We start from the raw sequence: 12,231 nt of genomic DNA on the forward strand, positions 1-12,231 counted from the left end.
CTTCCGCCGGACCGGCCGTTTGCGAGCCGCCGCCGGTCTTTTCAGCGCTGCCCACGCGCGGTTTGATCACACCAAAGGCCGATCCGGGCCAGCGCGCGTTGGCGGGGCCCGGACATTCGCACACACACGGCAACGCACGCTCCTGCCCGCAGCGCCATTGCTGGCGCCGCTCCGGTCGCGTGATCCTATCTGGTTATTCTTCGCACATGGTCCGGGGTAGCGCCCGGATTTTTCGCGTGTCCGCCTTCCGCGTGCAACGCCTTCCGCGCGCAATGCCTTCCGCGCTCAGCGGCCCTTCTTGGCGATGCTGGCGTTGAAGTCGGGGTCTTTGTTGGCCACCCAGTCAACGAACTTGCGCACCGCCGGGTTGGCCAGCAGGCCTTCCACGTCCATGCCATAGCGCTGCAATTCGGAATTGGTGAAGTTGGCGATCAGCGTGTTCTGGCAGATCGGGTGCATCGGCACCGTGTCGCGCCCGCCCCGGCTCTTGGGGATGGGGTGGTGCCAGACCACCGTCTTGCCCGTCGGACGGCCGCACAGCCAGCACGGCACCACCGGCGCAGGCGCGTCCTCGTCGGTGTCGGGAAGGTCATAGGGGCCGTGCTTGGGGTGCTTGCGCGCCATGGGTCTGCCTGAATTGCGGGAACTTGCGCGGCCCCTCTACAGCGGAGCGGGGCGCAACGCCACCACCGCTATCCGCGCACCATCGGCGAGACATAGGCCGGGTCGTGCGCGAAAGGCAGCGGGCGGCCCTCGCGCAACGCATCCAGCACGCTGGCGAAATCGGTCCGGCAGCGAAAGCCCAGCGCGGCTTCGGCAAGGCCCGGGTCATAGACGCGGCCGATGCTGCGCGGCAGGGTCCAGCCTTTGGCGGCGAACAAGCCGGGCGCATCGGGAAACAGCCGCGCGATCACGGCGGCGGCATCGCGCTTCAGCTCGGCCAGATCGCTGCGGGCAAACGGCGGCGGCGCGGATACCACGAAGCAGCCGAAGCCCAGCGCGGGCGCTTTATCCAGCGCGGCGATATGCGCGCGGGCGGCGTCCTCCACGGTCAGGCGGCGGTGGAGCAGTTCGATGGCCTTGAGGTTCTCGCCAGAGGGGCGAACCAGCGTGTCGTCGTCTTCGGGAAAGAACCGGCTGGTGCGCAGGACCACGCCGGGCAGGCCATGCGCCTCGGCAAACAGGCGGCACAGCCCCTCGGCGGCAAGCTTGGTCACGCCATAGATGTTGCGCGGCGCAAGTGGTCCGGCGCTCTCGTCCAGCCACACCGCCGCATCGCCGCGTTCATCGCGGATCGACTGGCTGATCATCAGCGACGTGGACGAGGTCATCACCACGCGGCTGCACCCCGCCGCCTTTGCCGATTCGAGCAAGTTGAGCGTGCCGGTAACGTTGACATCGACGAAGCTGCGCGCCGGATGGCGGGCGATGTCGGGCTTGTGCAAGGCGCCGGTGTGGATCACCGCCTCGATCCCGAAACCCATCGCGCGATCGACCACCGCGCGGTTGGCGACCGAGCCGAGCACTTGCGTTTCGGGCCCCGCCACCACGTCAAGCCCGGTCACCTGATGCCCGGCTGCGCGCAACAGCGGGGCAAGGTGGCGGCCCAGCCAGCCCGACGATCCGGTCAGCAATATCCGCATGGCCTGCGCCCTCCGAACAAGTCCGCTCAGCCGGCCTGCTGGCGCCCGCGCGCCTGCACCGCGCCGACGCGCCCGGCGATCTCGTCGGGCGTCAGCGCGGCGGAAAAGGCGCGGCTGGCGTCCTTTTCGAAACTGCGCCCCGCGGCATAGGCAAGCGCGTTGCCGCCCTCGATCTGCGCTTTGTAGGCGACCAGCGTGGCCGCCGGAACCGTAGCCATTTCGCGCGCCAGACCCAGCGCGGTTGCGACCAGTTCGTCGGGCGCGACGACGCGGTTGACCAGTCCCCAGCGCTCGGCAGTGGCGGCGTCGATGAAGTTGCCGGTGAAGGCCAGCTCCTTGTACCGGCTCATGCCGATGATGCGCGGCAGCTTTTGCGACAGGCCCCAGCCGGGCAGGATGCCGACGCGGGCGTGGGTATCGGCAAAGCGCGCATTGCTGCTGGCGATCAGCACATCGGCGGCCAGAGCGATCTCGAACCCGCCGGTGATGGCCACGCCGTTGACCGCCGCGATCACCGGCTTGGGGCAGCGCTCGATGGCACCGGCGGCGTCGGCAGGCGCATCCGCACCCGGCGCGACCGCACCCAGCCCCCCGGCGGTGCCCAGTTCCTTGAGGTCAAGCCCGGCGCAGAACGCGCGGGTGCCCGCTCCGGTCAAGACCACCACGCTGACGGCGGGATCGGCGCTGACGTCGGCAAAGGCATCGACGATGGCCTGCCGCAGCGCCTGCGACAGCGCGTTCATCGCCTGCGGACGGTTGAGCGTGACGAGCGCCACGCCTTCGGCCTTGTCCACCAGCACCAGTTGTTCGGTCATCCCCGCCTCTTCATCAGATTATTGTCGGTGTAGCATTCGACCACCAGACTGATGGCCTGTCCAGTCGGTACGCGCAGCAAGGCGCGATGCGACAGCACGGTTGCGGCAGGGCACTCGGCCATGCGGCCCCGCCGCTGCGCCAGCCGTTCGCGCCGGAAGCCCAGCGGCATCACCACTTTGCCGAACGGGGTGTCGGTGGTTTCGAGCGTGCGGTTCATCTCTGCCGTCAGCCTTGCAGGCACATACCAGTTGCGCGCGTCGGACAGCACGGTGTTCCCGCAAGTCAGGCGGACGTGGCGATAGGCCAGCGCCTCGTCCGCACCGACGCCGAGCGATTGGCGGATGGCGGGGGTGGCAGCGAACGCGGCGCCCCGGTCGGCCAGCGCGCGGATCGTGGCTGGCCGGGCGATGCCTTGCGCCGCGCACCATTCGCCCAAGGCTTGCGTGGCGCTGTCGTGCGCGGCGAGCACGGCCTCGAACCGGGGCAATTGCGGCGATGCACAGCCGGCCAGCAGCAGCGCGCAAGCTGCCAGTGGCGCGACCCGGATCGCGGCATCCGCCCTGCTCATGGTGCTGGCGAGGCACTTGCCACCGGAGCCGCGCACGGCGCTTGCGGGCTGGTCCAGTCGGTGGCGTCGGTGAACGGCAGCGGCCGGGCGGGCCAGCTTGCCGCGCCCTTGAAGGTCGGCGCCTGCCGGACATGCGAAATGGCGTTGTCGAAGTCGGGCAGCGCCTTGTTCACCGCCTCGGCGTCTTGCGCGGAGATTTCGGGAACAAGCGTGCGGCGGCTCATCACCGTGCGCATGACATTGCCCTGCAGCGCGGCCCGGCGCCAATAGGCCACGCCGCCCAGCGTGCGGTCGACGGGCTCGGCGTTGAACTCCCAATGCCATGTCGGCGTCTGGGGCGGCAGGCGCAGGGTCGTGATCCAGCAGGAGTAGGCCGGAAAATCGGTCTGCCACGGCAAAGTCTGGTCCTGTTCGCGCGGGCGGCGGAACTTGGCGGGCGGGACGAATCCTGCGCCCCAGATGGCCAGTTGCCGGTTGGCCGGTTGCTGGTTGGCCGGTTGGTCGTCGTTCTTGCCGCCGCCCTCCCATTCGACATCGCCTTCGCCCGCTGCGGTGAGCACCACGGCACCGCTGGCCTCGTCCGCGTGCCAGGTCACACGGGTCGGCTCGAACCAGCCCTCGGCCTCGTTCCAATAGCGCTTCAATGCCTGTTCGGCCTGATCGAGGGGCATGCTGCGCAGCGCACCGCCGATGGCCATCGCTTCGTTCCCGCGCACGACGCGCGTCGCCTTCACGGGCGCCCGGTCGCCGAAGCCTGCGGTAAGGTCGACGTCGAGCACGGTCAGCCGCAGCGGCCAGGGCGCGGGCGGTTGCGGCAGCGTCAGCAGGCCGTCGCCTGCCTCGGTCAGCGGCAGGCCGTTGCGCCATTCGTTGGGCGCAAGGGTCGCCAGTTCGCCATCGCCGAGCCGCGTGCCATCGAGCAGCCGGGGCTTGCCCGCGATCATCGCACGCACCACCACATGGTCGAACAGCGCCGGATCGGGCAGCCGGTCGGCCAGCGGGTCGCCACCCTTTGTGTTGACCAGCAGCGGCGTACCAGCGATGCCCAGTTCGCGCAGCAGCGCGATCAGCAGGACCGTCTTGCCCTTGCAATCGCCGAAGCGGCGCTGCCAGGTTTCGTCGGCGTTGGCCGGGGTCATGTTCGCGCCATCGAGCCCGACATAGACGTAGCGGACTTTGTCCTCCACCAGCCGCAGCGCCATGCTGGCGCGCCGTTCGGGGTCGGGTGTGGCCGCCGCGATCCGCGCCGCTTCGGCCCGCAACGGGGAATCCGGCCGCAACTGCGCGGCCTTGGCATAGAGCGGGGCAAGCCGGCGCGACAGGTCGGCCCAGTCCTTCAGGTTGGTGAACTCGACCATGCGGCGCAAACTGTAGCGGAGCGGCGCACCGGTGACGGGCGGCGGTGGGGCGGCCGGATCGCGCATCTCCACCGTCAGGGCATCTACCCCGTTCGCCGAGACGGGCGCGGCAAGCGCAAGGTCCGGGGTGGATTGCCAGCGCATCGGCGTGCCGGTCGGCCAGGCCACGCGCAGCCGGAAAGCACCCGGCATCCCCGCCTGCGGCAGCAGCGCCAAGGCGGCGCGAACATCGGGCAGCGTCGGATCCTTGACGCCGATCGTGGCGGCAAATTCCAGCTCGTCCCCCACTTGCAGGCCGGGAACCTGGAACACGGCGGTCAGCTTGCCGTCGAGCGTCGCCTGTTCGAGATTGTCCTCGCGCCGCAGCACGGTGAACCGGGCCGACTGGGTCAGGTCGGTGACGCTGCCCGAGCGGATCAGGCGCAAGCCGTGCAGGTGGACCGCGCCGCTGTCCGGTCGCCAGCTGAGCACGATATTGCCCACCGCCAGCCCCTCGGGACGCAGCACCTTGATCCGCCAGGCGGAATACGTCTCAAGCCCGGCCGGGCCCGCCAGTATCTGGTTGTCGAGATAGGCGAACCGCATCGCGGTGGCCTCTTCCGGCGGGGCAGGCGGCACCGCCGGGGGCGGCATCACCCAACTGCCGGGCTTGCCGACCATGACCGTATCTGCAGGGGCGGCCAATAGCGGCAACGGCATCGCCGCAAGCGCCAATCCAGCCCAAACGTCACGTCGGATCAAATGCTTGCTCCCCAACCCCGGCGGTAGCAGGCAGCGGTATCACACCCGAAGGTCGTCGCAAGCGGCAGGCCCTGGATATTGCACCGAACTGGCCGAAAAAGGCGCATCCGCTGGCAATCAGGGGCAGCGGGCAGAGCAGGGCTGGCCCGTCAGATGCCGCCTGCCACGGCTTCGCGGCCGATGGCGGTCAGGCCTTCGGTCAGGACGCGGGCGCAGGTGGCCAGTTCGTCCTCGTCGGTGGAGCGGATCACGAAGTTGGCGCCGACGCGGCCTTCGCGGAAGAACGGATAGCTGCCGATCTGGCAGGCGGTGTGCGTCTTTTCGGTTTCGCGCAGCAGGTCGGCCACTTCGCTTTCGGCAACCCAGCAGCCGATGGTGGTGGCGATCAGCGGCAACCCGCCCTCCAGCGTGCCGGTCAGGCCGTCGAGCATTTGCGCGGTGATGTGCGGCACGCCCGCCATCAGGTAGATGTTCTCGGCCTGAATGCCCGGCGCGCCCGACAGGCGGTTCTCGATCAGCCCGGCGCCTTCGGGCACGCGGGCCATGCGCAGCCGCGCCTCGTTCAGCCCGCCGCGCGAGGCATAGTAGGATTCGAGCACCGCGCGCGCTTCGGGATGGATCACCACCGGCACGCCCAGCGCGGCGGCGACGGCATCGACGGTGATGTCGTCATGCGTCGGGCCGATGCCGCCGGTGGTGAACAGATAGTCGTTGCGTGCGCGCAAGGTGTTCACCGCCTCGATGATGGCGTCCATCACATCGGGCACCACCCGCACTTCGCGCAGGCGGATGCCCTGCACGCCCAGCCAGGTCGCGACTTGCGCGATATTCTTGTCCTGCGTGCGGCCTGAGAGGATTTCATCGCCCACGACGATGAGGGCGGCGGTCCAGATGCGCGGTGCGGTGGTCATGCACCAAGCGATAGCGCAATGGCGCCCGCGCGCAAGCACCCCGAAGGGCGCCTGCGCGCAAGGAGCGTCATTCGGCCGCTTCGAGCAGGGCTGGCGCGGCCTGCGCCGTGGCCTTGGTCAGGTGCAGCACGCCGTCCTCGATCGGGTCGGAGGCCATCCACGCGCGGTCGCGGACGTAATCCTGATTGAGCCGCCAGCGCATGTCGGTGGCGCTTTTGGGCAGCAGATGCCGCGCGCGCTGGATGTAGCCGGACGAGAAGTCATAGACGTTGTCGTCGGTCATCCCGTGATCGGCGGCCAGCACCGGGGTCGCCACGTCGGCCCCGCGCCGCTTCATCGTGTCGAGCAGCTTGCACACATATTCCGAATCGATGTCGGCGCGCAGCGTCCACGAGGCGTTGAGATAGCCGAACACCGCCGCCAGATTGGGCACGTTCGAGAACATGCAGCCCTTGTAGTAATAGTGCTGCGACCAGTCGACTTCGGCGCCATCGACCCGCACGGTGATGTTCCCGGCCATGTTCATTTTCAGCCCGGTGGCGGTCACGATCACGTCGGCGGCGATGTGTTCGCCCGATTGCAGGCGAATGCCGGTGGCGTCGATCCGGTCGATGTGGTCGGTCACCACGCTGGCCTTGCCCGCACGGATCGCGTCGAACAAGTCGCCATCGGGCACCAGACACAGCCGCTGATCCCACGGATCATAGGGCGGGGTGAAGGCCTTGGCGTCGAACTTGTCGCCCAGCGCGGCCTTGATCTTGTCGGTCAGGAACGCCTTTACCTGCTCGGGCTTTTCACGGGCGCGCTTGAACACGATGTTCTGCACCCGCACGTTCTTCCACCGGGTGATGGCATAGGCGGTGCGTTCGGGCAGGATGCGGCGCAGGAAGTTGGCGATGCCGTCCTTGGCCGGACGGATGCCGCACCAGGTGGGAGTGCGCTGCAACATGGTGACGTGCGCCGCCTCGCGCGCCATCGCGGGCACCACGGTGATCGCCGTCGCGCCCGAGCCGATCACCACCACGTTCTTGCCGGCATAGTCGAGGTCGGCGGGCCAGAACTGGGGATGCACCAGCTTGCCGGCAAAATCCTCCTTGCCGGGAATCGCCGCCTCATAGGGCTGGTCGTAGTCGTAGTAGCCCGAGCCGAGGTAGAGGAACCGCGCCACCAGCACATCGCGCGCGCCGTCGTCGGTCTCGCTCACCAAAGTCCAGCGCGCGGTGGCGCTGTCCCAGTCGGCGGTCAGCACCTTGCGCCCGAAGCGGATGTGGCGACGGATGCCGCGTTCATCGGCAATGCGGTTGAGGTAGTCGAGGATCGAGGGGCCGTCGGCGATCGACTTTTCGTGTTTCCACGGTTCGAACACGAAGCCCAGCGTGTGCATGTCGCTGTCCGAACGGACGCCGGGATAGCGGAACAGATCCCAGGTGCCGCCGATGCGCGGGCGCCGTTCGAGCACGGCATAGCTGCGGTCGGGACAGCGCATCTGCATGTGCGCGGCCATGCCGATGCCCGAAATGCCCGCGCCGATGATGGCGACATCGACTTCGGCGACGGCGGGTGAACCCGGCGATGATGCGGCACCGTTGCCCGCAACTGGCGATTCGTATCCCATGACCTCTCCATTTCTTATTGAAACCGATGTTAATAGCGCTGGCCCCGCTTGCCAAGCCGGTTGCGCAATGACGCGCAAGCCGACACAACGGCGCCATGATCGCGGCTGCACGACGTTACTCGCAAGGCAAGGCGCACCCGGCGCCGGTGTCCATCGATGGGCTGGTGCACCACGTGCCACCGGCCAACACCTTCGACTGGATCGGGCTGACCGATCCCACGCCCGAGGAGATGGAGCAGGTCCGCCGCCAGTATGACTTGCACCCGCTGGCGGTCGAGGATGCGCTCAACCCGCAGCAGTTGCCCAAGGTCGAGGCTTATGGCCGCCAGTTGTTCGTGGTGGCGCGCACCGCCACGCTCGGCGCCGACGAGCAGATCGAGTACGGGCAGACCGCCATCTTTCTGTGCGCGCACAGCGTCATCACCGTGCGCATCGGCAGCGCCCGCGCGCACCACGACTTGCGCCGCACGCTCGAGGCCGACCCGCTGCGGCTGTCAGAAGGCGCCGACTACGTGCTCCACGCCGTGCTCGACTTCATCGTCGATGGCTATCAGCCGGTGATGGACGAGCTGGAGGACGTGGCCCAATCGATCGAGGAAGCCGCGATCGATGCCTTTCCCGCCCCCGGCACGATCCGCCGCATCTTCCGCCTGCGCCGCCAGTTGCGCCGGTTCGAGCGGGTCATCGGGCCGATGGAGGAAGTCTGCGTCAAGCTGGCCGAGGCCGAACTGCCGCATGTCGATCCATCGGCGCGGATCTGGTTTCGCGATGTGCTCGATCACGTCCGCCGGGCGCTGGCGCGGATGCGCGGGCTCAAGGAAACGCTGGCCGCCATCGTCGAGACCGCCAGCCTGCTCGAACAGCACCGGCAAGGCGACATGACGCGGCAACTGGCGTCGTGGGCGGCGATCCTTGCGGTGCCGACCGCCATCGCCGGGATCTATGGCATGAACTTCGAATTCATGCCCGAACTGCACTGGCGCTATGCCTATTACGTGGTGCTGAGCGCGATCATCGCGGCGTGTACCGGCCTGTGGTGGCGGTTCCGCGCGATCGGCTGGCTGTAAGGTTTACGCCGACCCACGTGGCAACAGGCCCAGGCGCGGATGTCCGCGATGCTCAGAGGTTAATGGCCTGCGGTCCCGACCTACACCGATCCCCTTATGGCACGGTGCGCTAAGTCTCAATCCGATGCGGGCTATTGGCTAAAGCCTCGGAACCGCGCGTCCCATCACGGGCTGAGCCGGGTTCCGCATCGAACAAGGCTGCAAAGATGCGCATTTTGGTCGGGTTGCGAATCAAGACACTTGTCGTGGCGGGCAGCCTTGTGCTGGCCGCGATGGCGATCATCGCCGGGGTCACCGGCATCGCCGCCGTCGGGCGTGTCGGCGGCCATCTCGACTATGCGACCAACAACACGATCCCCAGCCTGAAGGCGCTCAATGCGCTGGATGACGACGTGTTCGGAGCCCGTCTGGCGGTACTTGGCCAAATCCTGGCACCCGTCGAGGCGGACAAGCGCAAACTCGACGCCCAGATCGACAAGGAGATCGGCGCGGCCGACAAGGATCTGGCAGATTATCGGGAACTGGTTTCCGACGAGCAGGAAGCCGCCATCTTTGCCAAGACGACCGCCGCCTGGCAGCAGTGGGTCGAGGTCTCCAAGCCGGTGCGCAAAGCCGCGCTTGAGATGCACACCGATGTTGCCCTGCAACTGGTGCAGACCCGGCTCAACCCGGCGGGCGATGCGCTTGAAGCGGCCATCAACGCGCAAGTCGAATACAACCAGAAGCTGGCCGAGCAGGAAAACAAGGACGGTGCCGAAGTCACCAGCGGGTCGCGCGAGATGCTGATCGTCATCTCGGTGGTGGCGGCGCTCGTCTCGGCGGCGGTGATCGGCGCGTTCTTTGCGCGGGTGATCCGTCCGCTGGGCAACATGACCGGGGCGATGACGGTGATGGCAAGCGGCGATCTTGACCGGCAAGTCCCGTTCATCGACCAGCCCGACGAGATCGGCGACATCGCGCGCGCCCTCGATACCATCCGCACCGCCGTTTCGAACCGCGCCAAAGTAGAGGCCGACGCGCAGATGGACATGCAGCGCGAAGTGGTGGGAGCGCTGGGCAAGGGGCTTGCCGCCTTGCGCGATGGCCGCCTGACCGTGCGCCTGACCCAGACCTTCCCCGGCGACTATGAAACGCTGCGCCACGACTTCAACCAGTCGATGGACGAACTGGCCGCGACCATCGGCGAGGTGGTCAAGGCGGCGCAAGGCGTGCGGGTGGGTGCAGGCGAGATCGCGGCGGCGGCCACCGACTTGTCCAACCGCACCGAAACGCAAGCGGCATCGCTGGAGGAATCGGCGGCGGCGGTGCGGCAACTGGCGGCCAGCGCCGACAACGCCGCCGAAGCCGCCACCGATGCTGGCCGCACCGCGACCGAGGCGAGCAGCGAGGCGCGCATCAGCGACAGCGCGATGGGCGATGCGGTGGCGGCGATGGAGGAAATTGCGCGGTCGAGCGCGCGGATGGAAGCGATCGTCGCGATCATCGACGGCATCGCCTTCCAGACCAACCTGCTGGCGCTCAACGCCGGGGTCGAGGCGGCGCGGGCCGGCGAATCGGGCAAGGGCTTTGCCGTGGTCGCCACCGAAGTGCGGGCGCTGGCCCAGCGCAGCGCCGACGCCGCGCGCGAGATCAACGAGATCATCCGCACCAGCGGCCGCGACGTGGCCAATGGCGTGGGCATGATGGGCCAGACCCGCAGCGCGCTGGAACGCATCGTCGAGCGGATCGAGCACTTGTCGGGCAGCATCGGCACGCTGGCGCGCACGTCCGAGGAACAGTCGCTGACCATCCGCCACGTCGACAGCGCGGTCAGCGGGCTGGACAGCATGACCCAGCAGAACGCCGCGCTGGTCGAGCAATCGTCCGCCGCCTCGCGCAGCTTGGCCCATGCCGCCGACACGCTCGGCTCGCTGGTGGCGCGCTTCGATCTGGGCGCAGGATCAGGCGGGGGATCGGGCGCAGGATCAGGCGGGGGATCAACCGCCGCCCGTTACGCCGCCTGAGGCGCGCACCACTCAGCGCGCGGCGATGACCCCGAACAAATCGTGCGCGTCGGCATCTTCGACCAGCACGCTGGCAAAGTCGCCGGGCTGCAGGTCGGCAGGCACGTTGCGCAGATAGACCGCGCCGTCGATTTCGGGGGCATCGGCCTGTGACCGGGCGGTCGCGCCGATGTCGCCATCCTCGTCCGGCTCGCCCACTTCATCGACGATCACGCGGATGGTGCGGCCCACTTTGGCCTGCAACCGCGCGACGCTGATCGCTTCGGTCTTTTCCATGATCCGGGCATAGCGCTCTTCCTTGACCGCTTCGGGCACCGGATCGGGCAGGTCGTTGGCAGCAGCGCCCGCCACCGGCTCGAACCGGAAGGCACCGACGCGATCGAGCTGCGCTTCATCGAGCCAGTCGAGCAAGTACTGGAAATCGGCCTCGGTCTCGCCGGGGAAGCCGACCACGAAGCTCGACCGGATGGCCAGATCGGGGCAGATTTCGCGCCATGCCTTGATGCGTTCGAGCACTTTGGCTTCGTTGGCCGGGCGCTTCATCGCGCGCAGCACGCTGGGGCTGGCGTGCTGGAACGGAATGTCGAGGTAGGGCGTGATCAGTCCTTGCGCCATCAGCGGGATCACCGCGTCGACGTGCGGATAGGGATAGACATAGTGCAGCCGCACCCACGGCACATCGCCTTCGGGGGTACGCAACTGGCCCAGTTCGCGGGCAAGGTCGGTCATGTGGGTGCGCACTTCGCGCCCCTTCCACGTCCGCGTCTCGTGCCGCACGTCGACGCCATAGGCCGAAGTGTCCTGGCTGATCACCAGCAGTTCGCGCGTGCCCGCCGCCACCAGCTTTTCCGCTTCGCGCAACACCGCGTCGATCCGGCGGCTGGCCAGCTTGCCGCGCAATTGCGGGATGATGCAGAACGCGCAGGCGTGGTTGCAGCCCTCGGAAATCTTCAGGTAGCCATAGTGCCGCGGGGTCAGCTTCACGTCGCCCGGTTCGGCCTGCGGGATCAGGTCGATATAGGGCCCCAGCGAAGGCGGCGCGGCTTCGTGCACGGCTTCGACCACATCCTCGTACTGGTGCGCGCCGGTGACGGCGAGCACTTGCGGAAAGCGGGCGCGAATGGCCTCGGCCTCGTTGCCCATGCACCCGGTCACGATCACGCGGCCGTTCTCGGCAATCGCCTCACCGATCGCGGCAAGGCTTTCCTCCTTGGCCGAATCGAGGAAGCCGCACGTGTTGACCAGCACCACGTCGGCCCCGGCGTAGTCGGGGCTCATGGCATAGCCATCGGCGCGCAGCCGGGTGAGGATGCGTTCGGAATCAACAAGCGCCTTGGGACAGCCAAGGCTGACCATGCCGACGCGCGGCGCTGCGGGGATCGTGAGCGGTTCTGTGGGGGAGGTCATCTTGGAGCGGCCCATAACCCCATTTGCGGCTTTCGTCACGTTCTGCGAATCCGGCCCCGGTTTCGGCCCTGAATCCGGCCCGATGGCATGGAGTGTCAATTG

The 12,231-nt window shown here is 68.0% G+C and carries 10 protein-coding genes; 2 read left to right on the plus strand and 8 right to left on the minus strand.

Features of this window, described 5'->3' with window-relative positions:
* Nucleotides 1-285: 285 nt before the first annotated feature.
* From LDN95_RS12690 to LDN95_RS12720, 7 genes are all read right to left on the minus strand, one after another.
* Entirely contained in the window at nucleotides 286-624 is a 339-nt protein-coding gene (locus LDN95_RS12690; protein WP_226018051.1) for a hypothetical protein, read from the minus strand.
* Nucleotides 625-692: 68 nt separating this feature from the next.
* Complete coding sequence (locus tag LDN95_RS12695; protein WP_226018052.1) at nucleotides 693-1,643, minus strand: NAD(P)-dependent oxidoreductase; 951 nt, start codon at nucleotides 1,641-1,643, stop codon at nucleotides 693-695.
* A gap of 26 nt (nucleotides 1,644-1,669) precedes the next feature.
* Nucleotides 1,670-2,458, minus strand: a complete 789-nt coding sequence (locus LDN95_RS12700) for an enoyl-CoA hydratase (RefSeq protein ID WP_226018053.1) — start codon at nucleotides 2,456-2,458, stop codon at nucleotides 1,670-1,672.
* Nucleotides 2,455-3,027 carry a hypothetical protein gene (locus LDN95_RS12705; protein ID WP_226018054.1) on the minus strand — a complete coding sequence of 191 codons (573 nt, stop codon included), beginning with the start codon at nucleotides 3,025-3,027 and terminating at the stop codon, nucleotides 2,455-2,457. The genes LDN95_RS12700 and LDN95_RS12705 overlap by 4 nt, the downstream gene beginning before the upstream one ends.
* Complete coding sequence (locus tag LDN95_RS12710) at nucleotides 3,024-5,126, minus strand: DUF3857 domain-containing protein (protein WP_226018055.1); 2,103 nt, start codon at nucleotides 5,124-5,126, stop codon at nucleotides 3,024-3,026. The genes LDN95_RS12705 and LDN95_RS12710 overlap by 4 nt, the downstream gene beginning before the upstream one ends.
* A gap of 149 nt (nucleotides 5,127-5,275) precedes the next feature.
* Nucleotides 5,276-6,037 carry a molybdopterin-binding protein gene (locus LDN95_RS12715; protein WP_226018056.1) on the minus strand — a complete coding sequence of 254 codons (762 nt, stop codon included), beginning with the start codon at nucleotides 6,035-6,037 and terminating at the stop codon, nucleotides 5,276-5,278.
* Nucleotides 6,038-6,104: 67 nt separating this feature from the next.
* On the minus strand, nucleotides 6,105-7,652 hold the full coding sequence (locus LDN95_RS12720; protein ID WP_226018057.1) for an NAD(P)/FAD-dependent oxidoreductase: 1,548 nt from the start codon (nucleotides 7,650-7,652) through the stop codon (nucleotides 6,105-6,107).
* 95 nt (nucleotides 7,653-7,747) lie between these two features.
* Here LDN95_RS12720 and LDN95_RS12725 point away from each other — a divergent pair, with 95 nt between their 5' ends.
* Both LDN95_RS12725 and LDN95_RS12730 read left to right on the plus strand, forming a co-directional pair.
* Complete coding sequence (locus LDN95_RS12725) at nucleotides 7,748-8,719, plus strand: magnesium and cobalt transport protein CorA (RefSeq protein ID WP_226018058.1); 972 nt, start codon at nucleotides 7,748-7,750, stop codon at nucleotides 8,717-8,719.
* 206 nt (nucleotides 8,720-8,925) lie between these two features.
* Entirely contained in the window at nucleotides 8,926-10,722 is a 1,797-nt protein-coding gene (locus LDN95_RS12730; RefSeq protein WP_226018059.1) for a methyl-accepting chemotaxis protein, read from the plus strand.
* A gap of 12 nt (nucleotides 10,723-10,734) precedes the next feature.
* Here LDN95_RS12730 and rimO read toward each other — a convergent pair whose 3' ends face one another.
* A complete protein-coding gene (rimO, locus tag LDN95_RS12735) occupies nucleotides 10,735-12,144 on the minus strand; it encodes a 30S ribosomal protein S12 methylthiotransferase RimO (protein WP_226018123.1) in 1,410 nt (469 codons plus the stop codon).
* Nucleotides 12,145-12,231 lie beyond the last annotated feature (87 nt).

It is taken from the genome of Novosphingobium sp. FKTRR1 (assembly GCF_020404405.1).
Classification (GTDB): domain Bacteria; phylum Pseudomonadota; class Alphaproteobacteria; order Sphingomonadales; family Sphingomonadaceae; genus Novosphingobium.

What these genes read in the sequence shown, in the direction of transcription:
- LDN95_RS12695 (WP_226018052.1), bottom strand. Translation starts at nt 1,643, where the DNA reads ATGCGGATATTGCTGACCGGATCGTCGGGCTGGCTGGGCCGCCACCTT.
- LDN95_RS12715 (WP_226018056.1), bottom strand. Translation starts at nt 6,037, where the DNA reads ATGACCACCGCACCGCGCATCTGGACCGCCGCCCTCATCGTCGTGGGC.
- LDN95_RS12725 (WP_226018058.1), top strand. Translation starts at nt 7,748, where the DNA reads ATGATCGCGGCTGCACGACGTTACTCGCAAGGCAAGGCGCACCCGGCG.
- LDN95_RS12730 (WP_226018059.1), top strand. Translation starts at nt 8,926, where the DNA reads ATGCGCATTTTGGTCGGGTTGCGAATCAAGACACTTGTCGTGGCGGGC.
- LDN95_RS12700 (WP_226018053.1), bottom strand. Translation starts at nt 2,458, where the DNA reads ATGACCGAACAACTGGTGCTGGTGGACAAGGCCGAAGGCGTGGCGCTC.
- LDN95_RS12690 (WP_226018051.1), bottom strand. Translation starts at nt 624, where the DNA reads ATGGCGCGCAAGCACCCCAAGCACGGCCCCTATGACCTTCCCGACACC.
- rimO (WP_226018123.1), bottom strand. Translation starts at nt 12,144, where the DNA reads ATGGGCCGCTCCAAGATGACCTCCCCCACAGAACCGCTCACGATCCCC.
- LDN95_RS12720 (WP_226018057.1), bottom strand. Translation starts at nt 7,652, where the DNA reads ATGGGATACGAATCGCCAGTTGCGGGCAACGGTGCCGCATCATCGCCG.
- LDN95_RS12705 (WP_226018054.1), bottom strand. Translation starts at nt 3,027, where the DNA reads ATGAGCAGGGCGGATGCCGCGATCCGGGTCGCGCCACTGGCAGCTTGC.